The organism is Bradyrhizobium sp. 482_C4_N1_8 (genome assembly GCF_052075965.1).
Taxonomy (GTDB): domain Bacteria; phylum Pseudomonadota; class Alphaproteobacteria; order Rhizobiales; family Xanthobacteraceae; genus Bradyrhizobium; species Bradyrhizobium barranii.
The window spans coordinates 6,657,040-6,682,452 of record NZ_CP197231.1; the positions used below are offsets into that span (position 1 = coordinate 6,657,040).

Consider the following 25,413-nt stretch of genomic DNA (forward strand, 5'->3'; position numbering starts at 1 on the left):
TTATGGGGAGGGATGACCGCTCCCACATAATTTGGTCGTGGCAGCCGGCTGAACGTTCAATGCGGCGTTCGATTTCTTGGCCCTCGCACCGCGCGCAAAGTTGTCGCAGCCGCTATCGCGTCGCCGGCCTATCCGCCTGAGAAATCGTGGATTTATCGCCTGCGCTCGACAGCGAGGGTTGTTCGATCGCGCGGACGCCAGGCTCGTCGCGACGCTTCTCGGCATCTTCACGTTTTGTTGTACCCGACGCAGCCGCAACAGGCGTCGCGTTGTCGACGGGAACGGCCATCACCGCGGCAAACGCGTCGGCCTCACCGTCGCCGAAGAGATCATCACGGCCGGGTGAACCGAGGTCGCGCGCTGTCTTCGCCAGCGTCATGCGCAGCGCCTCCGGCTTGAGCGTGTAATTGCGCTCGAGCAGCAGCGCGGCGACGCCCGAGACATAGGCGGCCGAGAACGAGGTCCCCGAGGTCATCTGGTACTTGCCGTCCGGCGCGGGAAGGAAGATGTCGACGCCAGGCGCCGCCAGCGCGATGTAATTGCCGCGGTTGGACGCCGAGAACAGCTTGTCCTGCTGGTCGGTCGCGCTGACCGCGATCACGTTGGGATTGGCGGCCGGATAGAGCGGCGGCGATTTCGCGCCGGCATTGCCGGCGGCCGCGATCAGCACCAGCCCGCGGGCGGCGGCCGCCGCGATGGCGCGCTCGATCACGGCGTCCTTCGGACCGGCAAAGCTCATATTGACGATCTGCGCGCCGTGCTCGGCGGCGTAATTCAGCGAGCGCAGGACGATGTAGGACGAGCTCTGGGCTCCACCCGTCGAGCCGCCAAAGGCGCGGATGGCGATGATGCGCGCTTCGGGCGCGCTGCCCATCAGCTTGGCATGCGCCACGATGGCACCGGCAATGCCGGTGCCATGGACATGCGGGCCCTCGGCGCTGCCGAGCGCATCAAAGTTGTCGGCGATGGAATGGGCGAGCTCGGGATGTTGGGCGTCGATGCCGGAGTCGATCACGGCAACCGTCACGTTGGCGCCGTGCGCCAGCGTATGCGCTTGCGGCAGGCGAAGCCTGGCCAGCGCGTATTGCGCGGGATCGCCCTCGGTAGGCACCGACGATTTCTGATCCTGGAGCACGTAGCGGAAGTTCGGCTGGACCGAGCGCACGCTGCCGTCGGCGGCGAACTCACGCCGCACCGTCTCGGAAGGCCGGCCGTCCGTGATGCGGAACAGGCCGAACGTCGCCCCGATCAGCGGGAAATTCTCGGATGAGACACGCGTCAGGCCGTGGCGACGCGCAAGCTCGTCGGCTTCGGTCGCCGACAGCGCGCCGTCGATCTCGGCCACGAATTCGTTGGCGAAGGTGCGCAAGTCGACGGCGGCCGGCGTGCTGTTGCCCCGCCCCTTGCCGGCGCTCTTCTTGCCCGATTTGCCCGTGCCATCGCCGCCTGCGCCCGGCTGCGCCAGGCATTCGCCGTCGGCGTCGCGATAGGGGGCGGTGCAGGCGGGGTACAGGTTCGGCGAATAGCGCGCATAGGGCAGCACCGGTCTCATCCGCGCCGTGGTGGTGGTACGCGGGATAGCAGGGATAGAACGCGGGCCGGGGCCGACGCCGACAGCCCGCGCACCGACACCGGGGCTGACGCGCGCGGCGATGCTGGGAGAGATGGTCGGGGTGCGCGTGGGGACGCTGATCGTCGGCGTGCGCATGATCGCCTGCGCCTGCGCAACCTCGACGCCGAGACCGGCGAGCAGGAGTGCAGCTCCGACCGATGAAGCGTAGGCCCCGGCTCGCGACTTACTCTCGGACTTGCGCGTCATCGGTGCAGCGGCGCCTTACGGCGCCGCAACGGCGAGGTTGACGAACTTCTCGCGCGACATCCTGCCGAGCAGCGAGGCGAGCTCGTCCCGGCCCATCGCCTTATCGAACTGGAGACGGAACATGCCGCCCTTGGCATCGCCGATGATCGAAGCCTGGTAGCTGTCGAGCAGCGCGGTGATGTCGGCGACGCGCGCCTCGGGCGTGAAGCGCACCAGCGCGCGCGCAGGTGGAGCTCCAAGCTCACGCGTGATCGGCGCGCCGACCGACAGCGAAGCGGTCTCGAAGGTCGCGGGCTGGGTCTTCATCAGCACGGCGCCGATGATGCCGGCCTGGAGCAGCAGCGCGATGGCACCCAGGCTCGCCGACCAGGCCAGCGTACGCGGCGACAGGCTCGAGAAGAAGGTCGCGATGCGCGCCGAGAGCGGCAGCGAACCGACCGGCCGCGCCGGCTCGGCATCGATCGCGGCGAACAGCTTCTGCATCGCCCGCGCCGACGGGGCCCCTAAGCTCTCGTTCAGATGGATGGTCTCTTCGTACTCGCCGCGGATCGCGGCATATTGCTTTGCAAGCGCCGGATCACGCGCCAGCGCTTCCTCGACGCGGCGAGCGTCACGCGCGTTCAGCGTACCGGCGGCGTGCCAGGGCAGTAGCAGTTCAATTTCACTGGGCTCTTGCTCCAGCATCTTTTTGCTCAATGCCATCATGGCCAGCCTCGCTCAACGCCGGCTGCCTTCAGCAGTTCGGCCAGTTTCTTGCGCGCATAGAACAAGCGCGTCTTCACAGTGTTCTCCGGAATACCGACGATTTCGGCCACTTCTTCCACGGATTTCTCGTGGTAGTAGACGAGATCGACGATTTCCCGGTGGTCCGGCGAGAGGCCCGTCAGACACTCCCGCAACGCTTCACTGGTATCCTTTTTCTGCACCGCGATTTCCGGATCGTCAGACGAATCCTCGATCGCGTTGGCAGCTTCGTCGTCCAACCCAACGTCCTTCCTGCGCCGGAGCGCAGACAGGGCCTTGAATCGGGTGATTGCCAGCAGCCAGGTGGAAACGGCGGATCGACCCTCGAACTTGCCGGCTTGACGCCAGACGTCGAGAAACACCTCGCTGATGAGGTCTTCCGCCGCCTGCTCGTCCCGCACGAGCCTTAGCCCGAACCTGTAGACCCTGACATGGTGCCGCCCGTACAGCACCTGCATGGCGAGCCGGTCACCTTGAGCGATCCTGGCGATGAGGACCTCGTCCGAAGCCGCCTGTGTCACGCTCAATGCCCGTCTCGCAAAGTTGGTCGGGTCGGCGCGGCGGACGGTTCGACGGGCGGGGCGAAATTCTTCAGCCTACCGCAGTCACACGGGGGTCTGTGTGATCTACCCCACATACGCGAATTTTCCTTTTGCCACCCGCGGCGGTTGGCCGGCTCGCTCGATAACGGTAACATAGTAATGAAGCATTCCCTGCGCAATGCCGTCCGGCGCGGACGGCCCGACATGATGGAACCATAGCAGCCCTGCACGACGTATGTCTCACCAAGCCCTGCTTTGGCTCGACCCCGTCGCCAACGATGCCTAATCGCCGGCAAATTTCCCCGCCGGCCGCTGTCACCCTGTTGCGCGCTGCACCGTTTGGATTCGATTTCGAAGGATACCAAACCTAAAGGCTTGCCGCGTAGATTTTTGGGCGACATTCACCCTTGGCGGGACAATGAGCACGGCCGCGACGACCTTACCGGAGAGGAATGCCGCTGAGGTCGCGGATCTCGTTCTCATGCCCGACGCGGCTGCGCCCGAGGTACGAGCACGCCGGGTCCGGCAACGCCGGCAGATGTATGTCGGCCAGGTCGCAAGCTACTCGCTCGGCGCCTTCGTGCTGCTGATCTATGCCCATGACGGCGTCGTCCCGATGAACGTTCCGTCGCTGTTCTGGGTCGGCGGCCTGATGATCATCGGCATCTTCGTCGTGATGTCGGAAGCCGGCGTCGGCGACAGACACAGCGACCATTATCTCACCGTCTTCCAGATCTCGGCGCACATGGCGCTGCAGTTCATCTTCCTGGTGTCGGTGCCGACCCTCGGCATCGCCTTCATCAGCGTGCTGTTCCTGATCTTCGCCTTCGGCACGCTGCGCATGACCTCGGCGCAGGCGATGTTCACCTGGGCGATCGCGACGACCTGCCTCGCGGCCGTCTTCCTCGCCTCCGACCTGCCGATCGGCATGCCAGTCGCCACGAAGCTCCAGCGGACCGCCTCGATGCTGTGCTTCGTCCTGGTGATCGGCCAGTGCGCCTTCCTCGGCCTGTTCGGCGCCACCCTGCGAAAGGTCCTGTACCGGCGCAGCATCGAGCTGAAGGCCGCCTATCAGCGCATCGAGGAGCTAGCCGAGCTCGACGAGCTCACCGGCTCCTACAACCGCCGCTGCATCATGCGGCTGCTCGATGCAGAGGTCGAAAAGTCGCAGCTGGCGTCCGCACCTTGCGCCATCGCGCTGATCGACCTCGACTGGTTCAAGCGCATCAACGACGCCCACGGCCACCCCGTCGGCGACGAGGTGCTGCGCACCTTCGCCATCACCATTTTTGCAAATATCCGCCCGGCCGACTTTTTCGGCCGCTATGGCGGCGAGGAATTTCTGCTGCTGCTGCCGGGCACCGACGGCGGCGCGGCGGGGCGCATGCTCGAGCGGCTGCGCGGCATCGTCGCCGATCTCGACTGGAGTGCATTTTCCCCGGGCATGCGGGTGACGATTTCCGCGGGCGTCGTGACGCTGCGCGACAACGATACTGCCGACACGTTTCTCGCACGCGCCGACAGCGCGCTTTATTCCGCCAAGGCGCAAGGGCGCAACCGTATTGCAACGAGCTGACTAATCCATTTTTTCCTAGCTGCGCGGAAGCCGCAGCCGGACCGAACGCTCCAGGACAGGGCCATGAGATCGAAATCCGAAAAACCATCCGAGAACCTGCTTGAGGAATTGCAGACCGCGCTCTCGCACGGCACCGTCGCGCGCCGGGTCGAGGCCCTGCGCCGCGTCACCGATCTCTTCATCAACAATGCGGTGGATTATTCCGACGAGCACATCAGGGTGTTCGACGACGTGTTCCAGTGCCTGATCGAGCAGATCGAGGCCTCGGCGAGAACGCTGCTCGCCAACCGTCTCGCGCCGATCGCGGCCGCGCCGCCCAAGATCATCCGCACGCTCGCGCTCGACGAGGTGATCGAAGTCTCCGGACCCGTGCTCTCGAAATCGGAACGGCTGGACGAGGCGACCCTGATCGAGATCGCGCGCACCAGGAGCCAGGCGCATCTCAAGGCGATCTCGCTGCGGCGGGTGCTGTCGGAAGCACTGACCGACGTGCTGGTGGCGCGCGGCAACGAAGACGTCGTGCAATCGACCGTCAGCAATCCGGGCGCGCAGCTCTCCGAGGGAAGTTTCACCGACCTCGTCACGCGCGCCGAACGCGACGATGACCTCGCCACCTGCATCGGCCTGCGGCCCGACCTGCCGCGCCATCACTACCTGAAGCTGATCGCCAAGGCGTCCCTGAGCGTGCGCAGGAAGCTCGAGACCGCGCATCCGGAGCTCGCGGACGAAGTGTCCAGCGTGGTCCAGGAAGCGACCCAGCGGGTCCGCGCCGCCGCCATGACCAGGCAGACCGAAATGGCGCGCGCGCTGGTGAGATCGCTGCACGAGGATGGTCGTCTCAACGAGTTCCAGGTCACCAGCTTCGCCGAGCAGGGCAAGTTCGACGAGACCAATGCGGGGCTCGCGGCGCTCGCGGGCGTCGCGGTCGAGACCGCCGAGAACATGATGATCGAGAGCCGCAACGAGGGTGTGATGGTCCTCGCCAAGGTCGCGGGCATGCAATGGTCGAGCGTCCGCGCGATCATCGCCATGCGCGAAAAGCTCTCGGGCGGCTCGAAGACCGACATGCTGACGCTGCGCGATGCCTACGAGGCCCTGCGCTCATCGACCGCGCAGCAGGTGCTGCGCTTCCACCGCATGCAGCAGGGCACGACGCCGGTGGCGTGAGGCCGGCGCGCTAGTAGCGCAAAACTTTCGAACCCGCGTAGGCGCCGATCGCGGTCACGAGCGCCGTCGCGATCGTGTACCAGGTCGCGACGAACAGCGGCGAGTCGTCGGTGCAGTGCGAGGCGTAGAGCGTTGCGGCAAGGCCGGCCGACAGCAGGCCGGCGAGCGCGCCGGCGAGTGCAGGATGCGACGGCGCGCCGTGGCGCAGGCCGAACAGCGCGCCCGCAAGCAGCGGCAGCGACATCGCGGGGATCGCGAGCATGCACACCCGGGAGTTCTTGCCCACCAGCCGCATCGTCATCGGCATCGCCGGAGCCATCATGGTCTCGCTGCCGATCGCAACCGCAAGCAGGCCGACGGGAAGCAGCAGCAGCCAGCCCCAGCCGCGCATCAAGGCTTCGGGCCGCGACAGATGCAGGCTGACGATGATCGCGGGGATCGCAAGCGACAGCGTGACCGCGAACTTCGTGTCGAAGAACGGATTATGCATCGCGGTCATCACGTCGGGCCGCACGCCCAGGAAGCTGGCGAAGATCAGGATCGAGAACGGTGCCGCCACCAGCAGCGCCATCGTCAGCACGGCGCCGACGCGCGGCGCGCGATGCGCGTTGTCGGCCGCGAGCGAGCGAATGAGTTGATCGGTATCCATGACTAGTGGTCCCGCAGTTTGGCAGTCAGCGCCGCAAGTCCGCGATGCAGCGCGACCCGCACCGCACCTTCGCTCATCGAAAACTTTGACGCCGTGTCCTTGATCGAAGCGCTGTCGACGGCGATCGACTGCAGCACGTCGCGCTGGCGCTGCGGCAGCGTATCGAGCTGCGTTGCGACCTCGGCCGCCGAGGCTGTCTCCTGCGGCGCCTCGCCCGGCAGCGTCTCGGCGAAATCGTCGATGTTGACGAAGACCCGCCGGCCCCGCCGCCGGAGCGCATCGATCAGCTTGTTGCGCCCGATCGCAAACAGCCACGGGGCGAAGGGGGCTTCGCTGTCCCAGGTGTGCCGCTTCAGATGCACCGCCAACAAAATCTCCTGCACGATATCCTCGGCCTGGTCGGGAGGCTGCCCGGCCCGCGCCAGACCCCGCCTCGCGGCAGCGCGCAGCACAGGCGTGACCGCCTTCAACAGGCGATGATACGCCGCATCATCGCCTGCCATGGCCGACCGCATCAGGCCGGTCCACTCGTCCTCACGTCCGCGCACGCGCCCTCACCATGCAATTCGGCAGCTCTTTCAGTTTGTTACGCCGGCACCAGAACGATCACGACTTCGTGATCTTCGCCGTGCCTCGCCACGCGATGCGGCCGTCGAAACCCGCGACGGCTCATAACACCGATCGGTCCCGTCCGCATCCGGCGGCCGGTTGCGAGGCGGCGGTTTGCCCCGCTTTTGCCCGGGATAGCCCGAAGATTCCCATTTTTTGCCCCGCTGTGGTCACGCCCCAGGGGCTCTGTTCGGTCCCGGGACAGGCGGAATTGGGGAGATCGTCAACATGATGAAAGCCAGCGGGCGCGCCGCACTGATTCTTCTTGCCGGCCTTTTCGTGCTGGTCGGAGCCGCTGCACAGGCGGCACCGAGTTCAGCCGCAAGCAGCAAATCGGACAGCGCGAGCAACCAGGCCGACGTAGTCAAGCCGAGCAAGCAGCGGCACCATGCATCGCGCCACCGCGACAGCGGCAAGACGGCGCAGAAATCCGACGACAAGGCCGACAAGAAGGACGGCGCGGCGAAGGCCGAAAACGACGTGCCGGCCTTGAGCCAGATGCCGCCGGCAGTCGCCAACGCCAACGCGCAGATCGCCGCAGCCGATACGCCGACGGCTGCCGCGGCCTCCGCGTTGACCGGCCGCGCCAACGACAACGTTCAGGCTGCAGCCGATAATACCACCGCGCCGAATGACGAGGCTCAGGTGGTGGCGCCCGATCAGCTCAACGACATCGACCGCGCCCTCCAACAGGACCCGCCGGCACAGAAGGCGGTGATCGCCGCAACCGACGCGCGGCCGGCGCCGGTGATGGCGAGCAGCCACAGCTCGGCCTGGGACCAGAGCTCGCTGATCGGCAAGATCTTCATCGGCGTCGGCACGCTGCTGACGCTGGCCTCTGCCGCACGCATGTTCTTCGCTTGATGCTTGGCCTGATTTTTGGCCTGATTTTGGGGTGAGGGACCTCGTCCGGAACGCGCGTCTCGCCGCGCGTTCCGGACGGCCTCGTTCCGACAGCTTTTCGGCCCTTGAAGCCCACCGCGCCAGCGGGCACATTGCCCGCCCAATCAAACGCGTGGGTGGAGCATGAGCACGTTCGAACACATCATCGTCGAGAGCAAAGGCGCGGTCGGCATCATCAAGCTGAACCGGCCGAAGATGCTCAATGCGCTCTCCTTCGGCGTCTTCCGCGAGATCGCCGCGGCCGTCGACGATCTCGAGGCCGATGACGCCATCGGCTGCATCGTCGTGACCGGCAGCGAGAAGGCCTTTGCCGCCGGCGCCGACATCAAGGAGATGCAGCCGAAAGGCTTCATCGACATGTTCTCCGAGGATTTCGCCGCGATCGGCGGCGACCGCGTCGCGCGCTGCCGCAAGCCGACCATCGCCGCGGTCGCGGGCTATGCGCTCGGCGGCGGCTGCGAGCTCGCCATGATGTGCGACTTCATCATCGCCGCCGACACCGCCAAGTTCGGCCAGCCCGAAATCACGCTCGGCACCATTCCCGGCATCGGCGGCACCCAGCGCCTGACCCGCGCGATCGGCAAGTCGAAGGCGATGGACCTCTGCCTCACCGGCCGCATGATGGATGCGGCGGAAGCGGAGCGCTCAGGCCTCGTCAGCCGCATCGTGCCCGCCGACAGGCTCATGGACGAGGTCATGGAAGCCGCCGAGAAGATCGCATCGATGTCGCGGCCCGCCGTCGCCATGGCCAAGGAAGCGGTCAACCGCGCCTTCGAGACCACGCTCGCCGAAGGCATGAGCGTCGAGCGCAACCTGTTTCACGCGACCTTCGCGCTGGAGGACCGCTCCGAGGGCATGGCGGCGTTCATCGAGAAGCGCAAGCCGGTGAACAAGAACCGGTAATAGCCGCGGGCGGTCAGGCTGGTGTAAGGCTTCGCCGCTCTGGTGCAGAAACCCTGTGACGCACCTGCAACAAGCACGGAATAGATGGGGGTTTTCCCCGCGGCAGTTTGCCTGCGGGACCCCGGCTGGTTAAACAGTTAAGAGGCCACCGTCGGCGGGGGCGGACAGCCGGGGTTTAGCAGGATTACATGATTGGGCGTGCCGCCAGAGTTGGTCGCGTGATGACGCGGCATCGATCGGGCGTGGGTCCTGTGCTTGCGACATGGACCACGCTGGCGCTCTGTTGCGCCCTGCCCTCAGCCGCATGGGCGGAAGCCCTGCCGGAGGCGCTCGCCAAGGCCTACCAGACCAACCCGCAGCTCAATGCCGAGCGCGCGCGGCAACGCGCCACGGATGAAAACGTGCCGCAGGCGCTCGCCGGCTACCGGCCGCAGATCGTGGCAAGCCTCAGCGCCGGCCTGCAATCGGTGCGCAATTTGCTGCCCGACAACACGATCCAGACCGCCAATCTGAAGCCGTGGATCATCGGCGTCACCGTGACGCAGACCCTGTTCAACGGGTTCCGCACCGCCAACAGCGTCCGCGCCGCGGAACTTCAGGTGCAGTCCGGCCGCGAGGCGCTGCGCAATGTCGGTCAGGGCGTGCTGCTCGACGCGGTCACCGCCTACACCAACGTGCTCGCCAACCAGTCACTGGTCGAGGCGCAACGCTCCAACGTCGCGTTCCTGCGCGAGACGCTCGCCGTCACTCAGCGCCGCCTCAACGCCGGCGACGTCACGCCGACCGACAGCGCCCAGGCCGAGGCGCGGCTCAGCCGGGGGCTCGCCGATCTCAACGCCGCGGAAGTCGCGCTGGCGGTGAGCCAGGCGGTCTACGCGCAGGTGATCGGCAATGCGCCAACGCAGCTTCGGCCCGCCGAAGTCGTCGACCGCTATCTGCCGAAGAGCCGCGAGGATGCGCTGACGACGGCGATCCGCCAGCACCCGGCGGTGATGGCGGCGGGCTTCGACGTCGATGTCGCCTCGACCAACATCCGCGTCGCCGAGGGCGCGCTGCTGCCGAGCGCCAGTCTTCAGGGCAGCGCCAGCAAGAGCCGCAGCAACGACCCGACGCTGAGCACCATCGCCGAAGACCAGGCCTCGATCGTCGCCAACGTCACCGCGCCGATCTACGACGGCGGCCAGGCCGCCGCACAGACCCGACAGGCCAAGGAGATCACGGCGCAGAGCCGGCTCGTGCTCGACCAGGTCCGCAACCAGGCGCGCACGGCGGCGACCAGCGCCTGGGTCGCCAATGAGGGCGCCAAGATCACGGTCTCCGCTTCCGAATCAGAGGTGAAGGCCGCGACCGTCGCGCTCCAGGGCGTGCAGCGCGAGGCCGCCGGCGGGCAGCGCACGACGGTGGACGTGCTGAACTCGCAGGCCGATTTGATCCAGGCCAAGGCCCGCCTGATCGGCGCACTGCGCGACCGCGTCATCGCCTCCTACACGCTGCTCAGCGCCGTCGGCCATCTCGACGTCAAGACGCTTAGCCTCAACACGCCGGACTATCTGCCCGAGGTGCATTACCAGCAGGTCCGCGACGCCTGGCACGGCCTGCGCACGCCGTCGGGGCAGTAGTTTCAAATCGTCTGGCCTGATGCCGATGAAGAGCCGCCGCATCCATCTGATGGGAGCTTCGGGCTCCGGCGTGACGACGCTCGGTCGCGCGCTCGCCGGCCGGCTTGCGCTGCCGCATCACGACAGCGACGATTATTTCTGGCTGCCGACCGCGCCGCCCTACCAGACGACACGCACTGCCGCGGATCGTCTGCGCCTGATGCGCGAAATGTTTCTGCCGCGTCTCGATTGGGTGCTGAGCGGAACCGTCACCGGCTGGGGCGACGAGCTCGTCCCGTTCTTCGATCTTGTCGTCTTCGTGACGACGCCGCGCGAGCTTCGCTTGCAGCGCCTGCGTGGCCGCGAGGCTACGCATTTCGGAGCTGATGCCGTCGCACAGGGTGGCTGGCGTCATGAGGAGACGGAGTCGTTCGTCGAATGGGCCTCGCGCTACGAAGCCGGCGATCGCGAGGGCCGCAGTCTCACAAAAGATGAAGCCTGGCTCGCGGGCCTGCCCTGCCCGGTCGTGCGGATCGACGGCTCACGCCGGCTTGCGGATCTTGTCGAGCAGCTATGCAGCGAAGCGGAGTTGGTTACCCGGCTGATGTGATACCGTTCCGGTCCCACCTCAAAAATAACGAAGCAGGGAGAGAACCATGCTCAACCGACGCAGCGTCCTGCTTGCCTCCCTTGCCGCCGGAGTAGCCATGACCAACAAAGCTCACGCCCGTGCGGCGCAGCCCGCGACGCCGGTCGATTTCGACGTTCCGGCCCTTGCCTGCGATTGCCACACGCACATCCATGGTGACGTCGAAAAGTTTCCGTTCTTCGCGGGGCGCGTCTATACGCCGGAACCGGCAAGCCCCGAGGAAATGGCGGCGCTGCACAAGGCGCTGCATATCGAGCGCGTGGTGATCGTGACGCCGAGCGTCTACGGCACCGACAATTCCTCCACCTTGTTCGGCATGAAGGCGCGCGGCGCGACAGCGCGCGGAGTGGCCGTGATCGACGACAAGACGACCGAAGCACAGCTCGACGCGATGCAGGCGGACGGTTTTCGCGGCAGTCGCATCAATCTCGCCACCGGCGGCGTCAGCGATCCGAATGTCGGCCGCGCGCGCTTCACCGCCGCCGTCGAGCGCATGAAGGCGCGCGGCTGGCACGTGCAGCTCTACACCACGCTGCCGATGATCTCGGCGATCAAGGAGCTCGTGCTGGCTTCGCCCGTGCCGGCCGTGTTCGACCATTTCGGCGGCCTCGAGGCGTCGCTCGGACTGGAGCAGCCGGGATTCTCCGACCTGGTCGCGCTCGTCAAATCCGGCAAGGCCTATGTGAAGATCTCGGGAGCCTATCGCTCGTCGAACCTCGCGCCCGACTATCAGGACATGGTGCCCTATGCCCGGGCGCTGATCGCGGCGAACCCGGACCGCATCGTCTGGGGCACCGACTGGCCGCATCCGGATTCCAGCCCCGTCGAGGGACGCAAGCCCACCGACATCGCGCCCTTCTATCAGATCGAAGACGGCCGGCTCCTCAACCAGCTTCCTGTGTGGGCGCCGGATGCGGAGGTGCGCAAGAAGATCCTGGTCGACAATCCCGCGCGTCTCTACGGATTCTGAGGCGCGGCGACGGCGCGCGATCAGCGCGCGCGGCGGGAGAAGAAGGAGATCAGGACCGGCAAGGTCACCAGGATCACGACCGGCGCGAGCATCATGCCGGTGACGACGACGACGGCGAGCGGCTTCTGCACCTGCGAGCCGATGCCTTCCGACAGCGCCGCCGGCAGCAGGCCGACGCCGGCAACGACGCAGGTCATCAGCACCGGCCGGAGCTGCAACTCGCCGGTGCGTATCACCGCGCTCACGCGGTCCATGCCTTCTTCGATCAGCTGGTTGAACTGCGACAGGATGATGATGCCGTCCATGACCGCAATGCCGAACAGCGCGATGAATCCGATCGCGGCGGAGACGCTGAAGGCGGTGCCGGTGATCAAGAGACCGAGCACGCCGCCGAAGATCGCCATCGGAATCACGCTCATGGCGAGCAGCGTGTCGGTCATCGAGCCGAAATTGAACCAGAGCAGCACGCCGATCAGCGCCAGCGAGATCGGCACCACGATCGACAGCCGGCGGATGGCGTCCTGGAGATTGCCGAACTCGCCGACCCAGTCCATGTGCGCGCCGGGCGGCAGCTGCACCTGCTCGGCGACCTTCTGTTGCGCCTCGCGGATCGCGCTGCCGAGGTCGCGCTCGCGCACCGAGAACTTGATCGGCAGATAGCGTTCCTGCTGCTCGCGATAGATGTAGGCGGCACCGGAGACGAGGCTGATGGTGGCGACCTCGCTCAGGGGAATCTGCGTGACGGTGCCGTTGGGGCCAGGCGCGCCGATGCGCAAATTCTGGATCGCCTCGGCGCTCCTGCGATATTCCGGCGCGAGGCGGACGATGATCGGGAAGTGACGATCGGAGCCCGGCTCGTAGAGATCGCCCGCGGTATCGCCGCCGATCGCGACCTTGATCGTGGCGTTGATGTCGCCGGGCGCGAGCCCATAGCGCGCGGCCTTGGCACGGTCGATGTCAATCTGAATGGTCGGCTGCCCGAGCGAGGTGAACACCGCAAGGTCGGTGACGCCTTGCACTGTCGCCAGCACCGACTTGATCTTGTTGGCGGTGTCGGTGAGCGCCTGGAGATCGCTGCCGAACAGCTTGATCGAGTTCTCGCCCTTCACGCCCGAGACGGCTTCGGAGACGTTGTCCTGGAGATATTGCGAGAAGTTGAATTCGACGCCGGGGAAGCGATCGTCGAGCTGCTTCAACAGCTGCGCGGTCAACTCTTCCTTGTCGTGCGTTCCCGGCCATTGGCTTGCGGGCTTGAGGGGGGCGAAGAACTCGGCGTTGAAGAAGCCGGCAGCGTCGGTGCCGTCATCGGGGCGGCCATGCTGCGACACCACGGATTCCACCTCGGGCCGGGCACGGATCAGCTTGCGCATCTCGTTGACGTAGGTGTTGCCTTCCTGGAGCGAGATGGTCGGCGGCAGCGTGGCGCGGATCCAGAGATTGCCCTCTTCCAGCTTGGGCAGGAATTCGAGGCCGAGCAGGCGGCTGAGCGCCACCGTCATCAGCACGAGACCGACCGCGCCGCCGAGCATGATGCCGCGGTTGGCGACGGCCCAATTCAGCACCGGCATGTAGATCCGGTGCAGGATCCGCATGACCCTCGTCTCGGTCTCCTCGAGATGCGCAGGCAGAATGATCGCGGACAGCGCCGGGGTAACCGTGAAGGTCGCGAGCAGCCCGCCGGCGAGCGCATAGGCATAGGTGCGCGCCATCGGCCCGAAGATGTTGCCCTCGACGCCGGACAGCGTGAACAACGGCAGGAACGCCGCGATGATGATGGCGGCGGCAAAGAAGATCGAGCGCGACACGTCGGCGGCGGCGCTGAGGATGGCGTGGCTCTTCATGCCGAACAGCGTCTCGGGCGACATCTGCTCGGATTCCGACACCGGCGTGGTCTGCGTCAGGCGGCGGAAGATCGCTTCCACCATGATGACGGTGGCGTCGACGATGAGGCCGAAATCGATCGCGCCGACCGACAGCAGATTCGCGGATTCCCCGCGTAGCACCAGGATGATCACGGCGAAGAACAGCGCGAACGGAATCGTGGCGCCGACGATCAGCGCGCTGCGGAGATCGCCGAGGAACATCCACTGCAACAGTACGATGAGCAGGATGCCGACCACCATGTTGTGCAACACGGTGTGGGTGGTGAGTTCGATCAGGTCCCCGCGATCGTAGATGCGCTCGATGCGCACGCCGGGCGGCAGGATGCTGGAGTTGTTGATGGTTTGAACGAGCTGGTGGACGCGCTTGATGGTTGGCGAGCTTTGCTCACCGCGGCGCATCAGGACGATGCCCTGCACGATGTCGTCGGAATCGTCGATGCCGGCAATGCCGAGACGGGGTTTTTGGCCGACAGTGACGGTGGCGACGTCCTTGACCAGCACCGGATTGCCGTTGGTCTGCGAGACCATGGTGTTGGCGAGGTCGTCGATCGAACGGATCAGGCCGACGCCGCGTACCACGGCCGATTGCTGGCCGATATTGACGGTGTTGCCGCCGACATTGACGTTGGAATTGCTGACCGCCTGGAGCAATTGCGGCAGTGTCAGGCCGTTGGCGACCAGCTTGTTGAAATCGACCTGGAGCTCGTAGGTCTTGCTCTTGCCGCCCCAGCCGGTGACGTCGATGACGCCGGGCACGGCGCGGAAGCGGCGCTGCAGAATCCAGTCCTGGATGGTCTTGAGATCGAGCACGCTGTAGTTCGGCGGACCGACGAGGCGGTAGCGGAAGATTTCGCCGATCGGGCTGAGCGGCGAGATCTGCGGCTGCACATTACCCGGCAGCGGCGCGAGCTGCGCCAGGCGGTTCAAGACCTGCTGCTGCGCCTCGTCATAGGTGTAGGCGAAGGAGAACTGGAGCTTGATGTCGGAGAGGCCGTAGAGCGAGATGGTGCGGATCGTCGTGAGGTTCTTCAGACCCGCGACCTGGGTCTCGATTGGAATCGTGATGTAGCGCTCGATCTCTTCCGCCGACAGGCCCGGGCTCTGCGTCACGATGTCGACCATCGGCGGCGTCGGATCGGGATAGGCCTCGATGTTGAGCTGGTTGAACGCGATCAGGCCGCCGATCAGCACGGCGAAGAACATCCCGACCATCAGGAAGCGCCGGTTGACGGCAAGGGCGACGAGACGATCCATTCAGGTCTTCAATTTTCTTGGGTCGTCGATCAGCTACCGGACGCCGCGCGGTCGATGAACAGGCTGCCCTTGGTGACGACCTGCTCGCCTGGCTTCAGATTGCTGGTGACCTCGACGAAATTGCCATTGATGAGGCCGGTCTTGATCTGGCGCAGCTCGACCGACTTGTCCTCGCGCGCGACCCAGATGCGGACCTTGTCGGCCTCGTAGATCAAAGCCTGCTTCGGCACCGCCGGCGCGGCACGGTCGCCGGCCGAATAGATCGTGACGTTGGCGAACATTTCCGGCTTGAGCAGGCCGTCCTTGTTGTCGATGGTCGCGCGAACCAGCAGGCGGCGGGTGTTGGGATCGATGGCGGCGGCGACGTAGTTGATCTTGGCGGTCAGGGGGTGGCCCGGCAGCGCCATCACGTTGACGCTGATGTCCTGGCCGATGCACACCGCGGCCGCATCGCTCTCGCGCACGAAGGCGGTGAGCCAGACCGTGGAGAGGTCGCCGATCACGAAGACCGGATCGCTGGCGCCGGAATTGACGTATTGGCCCGGACCGATCTTGCGCTGCACGACGGTGCCGGAGATCGGCGAATAGATCGTGATCTCCCGATCGATGACGCCCTTGTCCTGGAATGCCTTGATGGTCTCGTCGGTGAAGCCGAGGATGCGCAGCTTGTTGCGCGCGGCTTCCAGCGCCGTCCCCGAGGAGCGCACGTCGTTCTGCGCCTGGACCTGGGTCGTTTCGGCCTGCTGATAGTCCTTCAGCGGAATGGCGCGGCCCTCATAGAGGTCCTTGGCGCGCCTGAACTGGATGTCGGCAAGATCGATCGCAGACTTCGCCTTGTTCTGCGCGGTCATCGCCGCGATGAAATCGTTCTGGGCCTGCACGGTGTCGGCGGCCTCGATCGTGAACAGCGGTTGACCTTGCTTCAGCATCTCGCCCGGCTTGGCGAGCAGCTTGGTCACCCGGCCCGCATAGGGCGAGAACACCGGCGTCGAGCGATCCTCGTCGACCGCGACCTTGCCCTCGGTGACATATTCGGCCCGGAAGGTCTTGGCCTTGACCGGCTCGATCGTCAGCGTCGCCCACTCGGACGGCGTCGGCGTGAAATTCTGCGCATTCCTGCGCGACTGGCTGGAGACCTCGGAGTGGCTCTTTTCCTTGGCCCCCGCACGCAGGAAGCCATAGGCACCGGCGCAGGCGAGTGCCAGTAAAACTACGGATGTGATCACCCGTTGTTTTGTAAACACCTGCAATCGCTTGGTATTTTCAACTACCATGGGGCCCGGTCAAGTCTGCGACGATCTCGGCAGACGCCTGCCTTATCGGTCGCGCTAATAGTGCTGAATTGGGATTTCAAACAACCTAAAAAACGCCAGCCACCTTTCCGTTTGCGTTAAAATATTGCATCGCGTCAGCTTCACGTCAGTTTCGCGCCGGCCACTGTGGCGGATGACTGCCGAGCGGCATCGCCGGGCGGCTCCATCGCGCCGGCGTGGTCGACAGCAGCGCAGAATGGCGCACCGCCTTCAACGTGCCGAAGCCAGATGGCACGGACTCGATGAATGCAGCATGTACGGCCTCGCCCGTAAGATCCGGGGTATCCAGGCCGCCATCGAGCCGGCCGAGCTTCCACAGCCAGCGTCCGGTCTGCGCCAGCGACACGCGCACGTGCCAGCTCCCGCCCTCGCGGGCCTGGCGTGCCTTGGCCATCATCGCACCGAACGCCATCAGATAGCCGGTGGCATGGTCGAGCATCTGCGCCGGCAATTCCTTGGGACCGTCGATGCCCGCGGCCTGCCCCTCGGCGTGGTTGAAGCCCGTCGTGGTCTGCACCAGTGAATCGAAACCGCGCCGCTCCGCCCAGGGGCCGGCATGGCCATAGGCCGACAGCGTGACATAGACGATGCCGGGATTGATGTTCGCTGCATCCTCCGGCGCGAACCCGAGGGCTGCGAGCGCTCGCGGGCGATAGCCTTGCGAGAAGATGTCCGCGCCCTTCAACAGCTCGCGCAGCTGCGCCCTGCCCGCCTCGCTTTTCAGCTCGACCAACGTGGTGAGCTTGCCGCGGCCGGTATCGATGGTGAGCCAGGGAATGGCCGGCAGCTCCGGCCCCGAGACGAGCAGCACATCCGCGCCGTGCGCGGCGAGCGTGCGACCGGCAACGGGGCCTGCGATGACGCGCGAGAGATCGAGCACGCGCAGCCCGGAAAGCGGACGATCGCCGTTCGACAATCCCTGCGGCCACGGCTTTGGCGGGGCCTCGCCGATCTTCTCGATCGAGACCAGCGGCAGTTCGGCGAGCGCGCGCGCCTGCGGCAGCGCGGACCATTCGTCGTAGGAACGCATCAGGGCGACGACGCCGCCCGCGGCATAGGCCGCAGTTTCAAAATCCTCGCCCTTCCATTGCATCAACGCGGCCTGAACCTTGTCGCGCTCGGGCTCGCAGCCGAGCACGTTGCAGACGGCGTCGCGATGATGCGGGAAATTGGTGTGACAGCGGACGAAGCGGTTGTCGCCGGTCTTGTAGACACCGGCGATGGCGTCCCAGGCTGGCGGTGGTGGCTTGTCGTCGAGGCGCAAATAACGCTCCGAACGGCATTCGGCGACGGCGTGGCGCATGTCGACGGAGACGTCCTGCGTCTCACCGCTGCGCAGTCTCCAGATTTCGGCGGCGGCAAGGCCGGCGGCGGCGATCGTCGTCTGTCCGGCGACAGCGACGCGAAATGAGGACGGAATTTGCGACTCCTCGCCGGTCAGCCGCACGCGTCCGAGCGCGGCCCTGTCGCCGCCGATGGAGGTCCAGAGATCCCTAAGAATATCGGCGGGGCTTTGCATGACCGCTTCTCTCCCTTTCAGATTTGAGCATGATCCTTTCGGAAATCCGCTGCGCATTTTCCGGATCATGCTGTAGTTTTCGCGACCATGTCATGATCGCAGAAAGGAATGCAATGGCTGCCGTAGATCCCCTCACCGCAGGCGCCGTGTTCATCGCAACGGCGGCCACCGACGCAGTCTATGTCATGTTCACCTCGGCCGTGATCGCGCGCAAGCGCGTGCCGGCGGCGAACTGGAGCGCGGTCTGGTACCTGCTCTCCTCCTACGCCGTGATCAGCTACACCGAAAACCCGTTCTATGTCGCTTTCGCGGCGATCGGCTCTTGGGCCGGCGCCTACGCCTCGCTGACCTTCCTGCACCGCCCGCCCGGCGGCCCGCCGGTGGGGGCGGCACCGGAGTGAGGGAACCGCCTCTCCGCGTCGTCATTGCGAGGAGCCCTTGCGACGAAGCAATCCAGACTGTCTCTGCGGATGCATTTCTGGATTGCTTCGCTACGCTCGCAATGACGAATTGGAGAGTTCAGCATGTCTCCTGAAACGGCTACACTCTTTGCACCAACAAAAAGGAAAACCAAACAATGGATCTCGGTCTCAAAGGCAAGAACGCCATCGTCCTCGGCGGCACGCGCGGCATCGGGCGGGCGATTGCGGCAACGCTGGCCGGCGAAGGCGCCAATGTCGCGGTGTGCGCGCGCAACGCGGATCAGGTTGCGGCGACCGTCACTGAACTCAAGGCAAGCGGAATCCGTGCCAGCGGCGGACCGGTCGACGTCACCGACGGCGCGGCGCTGAAATCTTGGATCGAGACCGCTGCAAAGGAGCTCGGCGGCGTCGACCTGCTGTTCGCCAATGCCGGCGCGATGGCGCAGGGCCACGATGCAGCATCCTGGGAGCAGAACTTCCGGCTCGACGTGCTCGGCGCCGTGCATGCGTTCGACGCCGCGCGGCCGTTCCTCGAGGCCAGCGGCGAAAAGAGCGGAGATGCCGCCTTCGTCATCATCTCCTCGATCTCGGCGGCGCAGGCCGATCTCGCCAGCTCCTACGGCCCGATCAAGGCGGCGCTGATCCACATGGCCAAGGGATTGGCGCGGCAATACGCAAAGAAGAAGATCCGCGTCAACGTGGTGTCGCCCGGCACGGTCTATTTCAAGGGCGGCGTCTGGAATATGATCGAGCAGAAGATGCCGGAGCGCTACAATGATGCGATGAAGCGCAATCCGACGGGCCGCATGGCAACGCCACAGGAGATCGCAAGCGCGGCGGTGTTTCTGGCAAGCCCGGTGTCGGGGTTCACCACGGGCTCCAATCTCGTCGTGGACGGCGCGATCTCGAACCGGGTGAATTTTTGAGACGAGCACACTGTCGTCGCCCGGCTTGACCGGGCGACCCAGTATTCCAGAGACGGCTCGGCTAGAGCCGAGGGGCCGCAGCGTACTGGATACCCCGCTTTCGCGGGGTATGACACCGAGAGTCTGACACGGCCCGGCTCAACAAGCTCGTCATTGCGAGCGCAGCGAAGCAATCCAGAGTCTTTCCGCGGGCGGCAGTCTGGATTGCTTCGCTGCGCTCGCAATGACGGTGTGGCGACATTCTGCGTCACATTCTCAATGAAAATCCCGCGATGGCGGCAGGATGCGGACGTTGCGGGGGTGACGGATTTTTTGCGCCGGCATATCCGCGTGGGCCCCGGGATCGTCGTTGAGGGGCTCGATCAGATCGGCGCCTGCCGGCACCGGATGCTTGCGGCTCAGCGCGTCGTTGGCGAGGCCGACCAGATCGTGCGAGCGGTCGACCATGCGCTGGGCGATGAGATGCGTCACCTTTTCGGGGCTGCTCTGGATATAGCCCTCGACCAGGATGAGGCGCGCGCCCATCACCTCCTTGCGGTACTGCTCCATGATCTTGGGCCACACCACGACATTCGCGATGCCGGTCTCGTCCTCCAGCGTCATGAACACGACGCCGCTGGCGCTGCCCGGCCGCTGCCGCACCAGCACCACGCCGGCGCAGCGGACGCGGCGCCGCTCGTTCTCATGGCTGACGTCCCTGCAGGCCACCACACGCTCGCGCGAAAACATCTCGCGCAAAAATTCCATCGGATGGCCCTTCAGCGATAGCCGGATGGTCTGGTAGTCCGCGACCACCTGCTCGGCCCGCGGCATCTCCGGCAACGGTTTTGCGTGCTCGTCCGGCTGCTCGCGCGCGGTCGCGGCCTCGAACAGCGGCAGCGACACGTCGTCGGGCAGCCGCCGCACCTGCCACAGCGCCTCGCGGCGGTCGAGGCCGAGCGAGCGGAACGCGTCGGCATCCGCGAGCAGGATCAGCGCACGCTTGGGCAGCCCGGTGTCGCGGGCGAAGTCTTCGAGCGAGGTGAAGGGACCGCTGTTGCGGGCGTCGATGATCAGGTCGGCCCAGTCTTTCTGAGTGACGTAGACCTTGCCTTGCCGTTTCGCCTGCGCCTCTTTGAGCAACTCCTCATCGGGATCGAGCCAGTGAAAGCCGTCGATCTGACGGAAGCCCAGGCGCACGGCGCAGTATTTGCCGTCGGTGTTCTCCAGCGTGTTTTGCGCAAAGCTGCAGGATACGTCGATGTCGCGCACCTCGACGCCGTTCTTGCGGGCGTCGCCGACGATCTGCGCCGGCGCGTAAAAGCCCATGGGCTGCGAGTTCAACAGGCCGCAACAGAACGCATCGGGGTGATGATATTTCAGCCATGACGAGATGTAGACGAGCTGAGCAAAGCTCGCGGCATGGCTCTCTGGAAAACCGTAGGAGCCAAAGCCCTTGATCTGGTCAAAGCAGCTTCTGGCGAAGTTGGGATCGTAGCCGCGCGCGACCATGTTGCCGATCAGCTTCTCCTCGTATTGGCCGATGGTGCCGACATTGCGGAAGGTCGCCATTGAGCGGCGCAGGCCGTTAGCCTCCTCGGAGGTGAACTTTGCTGCTTCGATCGCGATTCGCATGGCCTGTTCCTGAAACAGCGGCACGCCCTTCGTCTTGTGCAGCACCTTGTAGAGCTCATCCGCGGGACCATGCTCGGGCGATGGCGAGGGATAGGTCACTTTCTCGATCCCGTTACGCCGTCGCAAATAGGGATGCACCATGTCGCCCTGGATTGGCCCCGGCCGCACGATCGCGACTTCGATGACAAGGTCGTAGAAGGTCCGCGGCTTCAACCGCGGCAACATGTTCATCTGGGCGCGGCTCTCGACCTGGAATACGCCGAGGGATTCCCCAGCACACAGCATGTCGTAAACCTTGGGATCGTCCTGAGGGACACTCGCCAGCACCCAGCGCTTGCCCTTGTGGTGGTCGATCAAATCAAAACATTTCCGGATGCAGGTCAGCATGCCCAGCGCGAGCACGTCGACCTTCATCATGTTGAGCGCGTCGACGTCGTCCTTGTCCCATTCGATGAAGGTGCGGTCGTCCATCGCGGCGTTGCCGATCGGCACATAGGTGTCGAGCCGGTCCTGCGTCAGTACATAGCCCCCGACATGCTGGGAGAGATGGCGCGGGAATTCGATCAGCTCGGTCGCGAGCTCGACCGCGAGGTTGATCATGGGATTGTTGGGATCGAGCCCGGCCTGCCTGACCTGCATGTCGTTGAGGCCCTTGCCCCAGCTTCCCCAGACGGTGTCGGCAAGCGCAGCGGTGACGTCCTCGGTCAGGCCCAGCGCCTTGCCGACGTCACGGATGGCGCTGCGCGGGCGGTAATGGATGATCGTGGCGATGATCGCGGCGCGGTGGCGGCCGTAGCGGCGATAGACATATTGCATCACCTCCTCGCGCCGCGAATGCTCGAAATCGACGTCGATGTCAGGCGGCTCCAGCCGCTCCTTGGAGATGAAGCGCTCGAACAGGAGATCGACGCTGGTCGGATTAACGGAGGTGATGCCGAGCACGTAGCAGACCGCTGAGTTCGCCGCCGATCCCCGCCCCTGGCACAGGATGTTCTGGCTGCGCGCATAATGCACGATGTCGTGCACGGTGAGGAAGTAGTGCGCGTATTTCAGCTCTGCGATCAGCGCGAGCTCTTTCTTCAGGGTCGCGCGAAGCTTGTCATCGATGTTGCCGCCGAAATATGTCTGCACGCCCGCCCAGGTCAGATCCTCCAGATGCCCCTGCGCGGTCTTGCCCCGCGGCACAGGTTCGTCCGGATACTGGTATTTGAGTTGGTCGAGCGTGAAATCGATCTTGCCCGCAAAGCGCATGGTCTCCGCGATCGCCTCGGGAAAATCTCGGAACAGCCGCGACATTTCGCGTGGCGTCTTCAGGAAGCGCTCGGCATTGGCTTCGAGCTTCCGTCCGACCGCCTCGATCGTGGTCTTTTCCCGGATGCAGGTGAGCACGTCCTGGAGCGGGCGGCGGCCGGGATGGTGATAGAGCACCTCGTTGGTTGCGAGCAGCGGCACGTTTGCTTTGGCGGCGAGATCATCGAGCCGCGCCAGGCGGCGGCGGTCGTCGCCGCGATAGACCAGGCTCGCCGCCAGCCACACGCCCTCGGCGCGGCTGTCCTTAAGCTTGGCGAGAACATCCAGCGCCTGCGCGGGCTCGAAGCGATGCGGCAGCGTCAGGACCAGGAGCTGGCCCTCGGAAAACTCAAGAAGGTCGACAAAAGTGAGATGGCATTCGCCCTTCTCGATCCGCGTGATGTCGTCGCCGCGCTTGCCCCTGGTGAGGAGCTGGCACAGCCGGCCATAGGCGGCGCGGTCGCGCGGATAGACAAAAATGTCGGGCGTTCCGTCGATGAAAACGATGCGCGCGCCGATCAGCAATTTCGGCTTGTGCAGCACCTTGTCATTGTCGAGCTCCTTGTAGGCGCGCACGACGCCGGCGAGCGTGTTGTGGTCGGCAATGCCGATCACGGGAATGCCGAGGATGCTCGCCTGATGCACATAGGCGCGCGGATCCGAGCCGCCGCGCAGGAAGGAGAAGTTGGTGGTGATGCCGATCTCGGCATAAGCGGGCGTGTTCATGCGAAGAGACCGTGCACATACCAGTTGGGGGGAATGGGTTTACCTTCGTCGTCGAACACCTCTCCTTCGTAAAGACCGTCGCGAAAGATCCAGAAGCGCAGGCCTTCGGCATCCTCGATGCGGAAATAATCCCGCGTCAATTGCTTGCCGTCCTGCCGCCACCATTCCATCGCGATGCGCTCGGGCCCTTCCACCCGCACCACCGCATGCAGCGCGCGCCGCCAGGTGAACTGATGCGGCGGGCCGTCGGGCACGGTCGCGAACGGCACCTTGATCGGCTCCGGTCTGTCGAACAGCCGCAGGGGGCGCAGCGGCGGCTCGCTCTCGGCGCGCGCCGGCCATTCGGCCTGCATGGCCACGGCGAGATGGTGCTGGGCAGGCGCGGCCAGCACCGCACATTCCGGGATATGGGTATCCTCAGGCAAATGCACGACGACGCGCTTTCCGCCGATGCGCGCGGCGATGCGGTCGATCAGCGCGGCGAGCTCGTCATTGTCATGGACATGGGCGTCGAGATCGCGCTGCTCCTGCACCACGATCTCGGTGCGGCTTGCCGACAGTCGTACCATGTCGAAACCGAAGCCGGGATCCAGCGGATCGGCGAGCGCATCGAGGCGCTCGCGGAACAGCCGGTCGATGACTTTGCTTTGCGTGACCGGCCGCCCGGTCTCGACCATGATCGCGCGCACCACGCCGTCGGTGCGAAAGAAGGCGGCTTCCAGGCGCCGCGCACCCTTGCCCTGCTTCTCCATGGACGCGATCAGCGTGTCGGCCAGCCGCGACAGCGTCATCGCGATCATGGTGTCGGTGGCGATCGGTTCGGCAAAGCGCTTCTCCACGATGTAATCCGGCAGCGGTTTGCGCGGATTGATCGGGGCATCGCCATGCCCCTGCGCATGCGCGAGCAGCGTGGAGAACCGCGCGCCGAACCGCGCCGTGATCTCATGCGGCTCGCGCGAGGCGACATCGCCGATGGTTTTCAGGCCGGCGCGACGCAGGCCCGTGGTGATGGCCTCGCCCGCACCGAGCGCGGACACCGGCAGCCGGCTGACCGCCGCCGCCTCCCCGCCATCGGCGACGATGGTGCCGGAGGCCTGCCGCGTCAGCGTGCGCGCGCAGACCGAGGTGCCGGCGATCGCCGCGCTGACGGCAAAACCCTGACGGGCGAGCCCGCGGACGAAGGTCTGCAACAACGCAGCCTCGCCGCCGAACAGATGCGCGCAGCCGGTGATGTCCAGAAACAGCCCGTGCGGCGGATCGAGCGCCACCAGCGGCGTGAAGCGATCGCACCAGTCGGCGACGTCGCTGAGCGTCTTCGCATCGGCCACGACATCGGCGTCGAACACTTTCAAGTCCGGACACATCGCCCGTGCATTGGCCAGGGGCTGGCCGATGTGCAAGCCGAGGCGCTCGGCGGCTTCGTCCAGCGCATGGATCACCAGCGCATTGTTGTCCTTGATGACGACGATGCTCGGATCATTGGTCTTACCCAGCGCGCCGAAGAACCGCTGAATCCGATCGATGGGCAGGCGTGGCAGCCACAGGCTGAGGATACGTCGACGGTTCAGAGAACTGGCACTCATCACATTTCCATTCCATGATCCACCGGCCGCAGGGGCCATGACGATTGCGCAAGAGCTCGGCATCGAAGCGCGGCGCGCCCCAGGCACTCCATGCCGGGCCCGGCGGCGAATGCGCCGCGCGCAGCATCCATCGCGTCTCCGCGGTCGAGGGCAGCGGCTGCGCGGCCATCCGCAACATCAGGCCGGTGACACCGGACGATTGCGCGGCCAGTGTCAGCTTACGGCTCGCCACGAGATCGAACTGCCGCGTCTCACCCCAGAGCTCGAGCACGACGGCGCCAAGCGCGTCGCAGGCGAGCGCATCGGCCGAGGTCCGCAACGCGCTCTCGACATCGGCGGCGCGCACCATCACCACGCGGCGCGGATCGAGACCGATCTCGGCAAGCCCGCTCATCGACAGCGCGCCGGTCTCGAGTTCCGAAAAATCCTGCCGCACCCACAGCAGCGGCCGGCGCCGCGAGACACGCCCCGCAAGCCCCATGACAAAACCCGTCGCGGCGGTTCCCTGCCGGCCCTCGCAAAACACCTCGTGGATCACCGCGCGCGCGAGCCCGCCCTTCAGCGCGCTGTCGACCTCGTCGTGGCCGAGCGCGACGCGATCGTGCTGATGCACGACCTCCGCCGTCTCGATGCGCTCGATCTGGCCGCGCAAGGTCGCAAGCGCGTTCATCCGTGCGCCGCTCATATACGCCGCTCCTTCAGAGGTGATTGCCGAGGTTCTCAAAAATAAGAACCTGCGGCTGGCTCATTTGTT

General features: G+C 65.5%; 20 protein-coding genes. 9 read left to right on the top strand and 11 right to left on the bottom strand.

The annotated features are described in order from the left end of the window. Positions 1 to 112 precede the first annotated feature (112 nt). Genes AB7Z56_RS31690 through AB7Z56_RS31700 form a run of 3 tightly spaced genes read right to left on the bottom strand, consistent with a single transcriptional unit; the run spans position 113 to position 3,090 of the window. Positions 113 to 1,819, bottom strand: a complete 1,707-nt coding sequence (locus AB7Z56_RS31690) for a S8 family serine peptidase (RefSeq protein ID WP_063984605.1) — start codon at positions 1,817 to 1,819, stop codon at positions 113 to 115. A gap of 15 nt (positions 1,820 to 1,834) precedes the next feature. Beyond that, positions 1,835 to 2,524 carry a hypothetical protein gene (locus AB7Z56_RS31695; protein ID WP_063984606.1) on the bottom strand — a complete coding sequence of 230 codons (690 nt, stop codon included), beginning with the start codon at positions 2,522 to 2,524 and terminating at the stop codon, positions 1,835 to 1,837. Beyond that, positions 2,521 to 3,090, bottom strand: a complete 570-nt coding sequence (locus AB7Z56_RS31700) for a sigma-70 family RNA polymerase sigma factor (protein ID WP_008140099.1) — start codon at positions 3,088 to 3,090, stop codon at positions 2,521 to 2,523. Before AB7Z56_RS31700 ends, AB7Z56_RS31695 begins: the two co-directional genes overlap by 4 nt. 433 nt (positions 3,091 to 3,523) lie before the next feature. On the opposite strand from AB7Z56_RS31700, the gene AB7Z56_RS31705 reads away from it, so the two are divergent. Both AB7Z56_RS31705 and AB7Z56_RS31710 read left to right on the top strand, forming a co-directional pair. Beyond that, positions 3,524 to 4,681 (top strand): GGDEF domain-containing protein, encoded by a 1,158-nt coding sequence (locus tag AB7Z56_RS31705; RefSeq protein WP_063984607.1) that lies wholly within the window; start codon positions 3,524 to 3,526, stop codon positions 4,679 to 4,681. A 63-nt stretch (positions 4,682 to 4,744) separates the two neighbouring features. Further along, positions 4,745 to 5,848 (top strand): DUF2336 domain-containing protein, encoded by a 1,104-nt coding sequence (locus AB7Z56_RS31710; RefSeq protein WP_063984608.1) that lies wholly within the window; start codon positions 4,745 to 4,747, stop codon positions 5,846 to 5,848. 10 nt (positions 5,849 to 5,858) lie between these two features. Here AB7Z56_RS31710 and AB7Z56_RS31715 read toward each other — a convergent pair whose 3' ends face one another. Further along, positions 5,859 to 6,497, bottom strand: coding sequence for an NrsF family protein (locus AB7Z56_RS31715; RefSeq protein ID WP_014496784.1), 639 nt, complete (start codon positions 6,495 to 6,497; stop codon positions 5,859 to 5,861). A 2-nt stretch (positions 6,498 to 6,499) separates the two neighbouring features. Then, positions 6,500 to 7,045 carry a sigma-70 family RNA polymerase sigma factor gene (locus AB7Z56_RS31720; protein ID WP_028146986.1) on the bottom strand — a complete coding sequence of 182 codons (546 nt, stop codon included), beginning with the start codon at positions 7,043 to 7,045 and terminating at the stop codon, positions 6,500 to 6,502. A gap of 289 nt (positions 7,046 to 7,334) precedes the next feature. Between AB7Z56_RS31720 and AB7Z56_RS31725 the strand changes: the two genes are divergently transcribed. The 5 genes from AB7Z56_RS31725 (at position 7,335) to AB7Z56_RS31745 (ending at position 12,129) form a co-directional block, all read left to right on the top strand. Beyond that, positions 7,335 to 7,970, top strand: a complete 636-nt coding sequence (locus AB7Z56_RS31725; RefSeq protein WP_063984609.1) for a hypothetical protein — start codon at positions 7,335 to 7,337, stop codon at positions 7,968 to 7,970. 162 nt (positions 7,971 to 8,132) lie between these two features. Continuing rightward, entirely contained in the window at positions 8,133 to 8,912 is a 780-nt protein-coding gene (locus tag AB7Z56_RS31730; RefSeq protein WP_063984610.1) for an enoyl-CoA hydratase, read from the top strand. A 188-nt stretch (positions 8,913 to 9,100) separates the two neighbouring features. Beyond that, a complete protein-coding gene (locus AB7Z56_RS31735; RefSeq protein WP_283018544.1) occupies positions 9,101 to 10,531 on the top strand; it encodes a TolC family outer membrane protein in 1,431 nt (476 codons plus the stop codon). A gap of 25 nt (positions 10,532 to 10,556) precedes the next feature. Next, positions 10,557 to 11,120, top strand: a complete 564-nt coding sequence (locus AB7Z56_RS31740; protein ID WP_063986554.1) for a hypothetical protein — start codon at positions 10,557 to 10,559, stop codon at positions 11,118 to 11,120. Positions 11,121 to 11,166: 46 nt separating this feature from the next. Further along, positions 11,167 to 12,129 carry an amidohydrolase family protein gene (locus AB7Z56_RS31745; RefSeq protein ID WP_063984612.1) on the top strand — a complete coding sequence of 321 codons (963 nt, stop codon included), beginning with the start codon at positions 11,167 to 11,169 and terminating at the stop codon, positions 12,127 to 12,129. Between the two features lie 20 nt (positions 12,130 to 12,149). On the opposite strand, the gene AB7Z56_RS31750 is transcribed toward AB7Z56_RS31745, so the two are convergent. The 3 genes from AB7Z56_RS31750 to AB7Z56_RS31760 all read right to left on the bottom strand — a co-directional run bounded on the left by AB7Z56_RS31750 (position 12,150) and on the right by AB7Z56_RS31760 (position 18,098). Then, entirely contained in the window at positions 12,150 to 15,266 is a 3,117-nt protein-coding gene (locus AB7Z56_RS31750) for an efflux RND transporter permease subunit (RefSeq protein WP_063984613.1), read from the bottom strand. Between the two features lie 29 nt (positions 15,267 to 15,295). Beyond that, entirely contained in the window at positions 15,296 to 16,540 is a 1,245-nt protein-coding gene (locus tag AB7Z56_RS31755) for an efflux RND transporter periplasmic adaptor subunit (RefSeq protein WP_063984614.1), read from the bottom strand. A gap of 145 nt (positions 16,541 to 16,685) precedes the next feature. Beyond that, complete coding sequence (locus tag AB7Z56_RS31760; RefSeq protein ID WP_063984615.1) at positions 16,686 to 18,098, bottom strand: CoA transferase; 1,413 nt, start codon at positions 18,096 to 18,098, stop codon at positions 16,686 to 16,688. Between the two features lie 113 nt (positions 18,099 to 18,211). Here AB7Z56_RS31760 and AB7Z56_RS31765 point away from each other — a divergent pair, with 113 nt between their 5' ends. Then, on the top strand, positions 18,212 to 18,499 hold the full coding sequence (locus AB7Z56_RS31765) for a hypothetical protein (RefSeq protein WP_063984616.1): 288 nt from the start codon (positions 18,212 to 18,214) through the stop codon (positions 18,497 to 18,499). A gap of 176 nt (positions 18,500 to 18,675) precedes the next feature. Then, complete coding sequence (locus tag AB7Z56_RS31770; protein WP_063984617.1) at positions 18,676 to 19,446, top strand: SDR family NAD(P)-dependent oxidoreductase; 771 nt, start codon at positions 18,676 to 18,678, stop codon at positions 19,444 to 19,446. A 255-nt stretch (positions 19,447 to 19,701) separates the two neighbouring features. On the opposite strand, the gene AB7Z56_RS31775 is transcribed toward AB7Z56_RS31770, so the two are convergent. From AB7Z56_RS31775 to AB7Z56_RS31785, 3 genes are read right to left on the bottom strand one after another with little or no spacing between them, the layout of a single operon-like run. Further along, a complete protein-coding gene (locus AB7Z56_RS31775; protein WP_063984618.1) occupies positions 19,702 to 23,076 on the bottom strand; it encodes an error-prone DNA polymerase in 3,375 nt (1,124 codons plus the stop codon). Further along, positions 23,073 to 24,659: a Y-family DNA polymerase gene (locus tag AB7Z56_RS31780; RefSeq protein ID WP_063984619.1), complete on the bottom strand. Its 1,587-nt coding sequence runs from the start codon at positions 24,657 to 24,659 to the stop codon at positions 23,073 to 23,075. Before AB7Z56_RS31780 ends, AB7Z56_RS31775 begins: the two co-directional genes overlap by 4 nt. Next, positions 24,562 to 25,344: an ImuA family protein gene (locus tag AB7Z56_RS31785; RefSeq protein WP_063984620.1), complete on the bottom strand. Its 783-nt coding sequence runs from the start codon at positions 25,342 to 25,344 to the stop codon at positions 24,562 to 24,564. The genes AB7Z56_RS31780 and AB7Z56_RS31785 overlap by 98 nt, the downstream gene beginning before the upstream one ends. Positions 25,345 to 25,413: the final 69 nt, after the last annotated feature.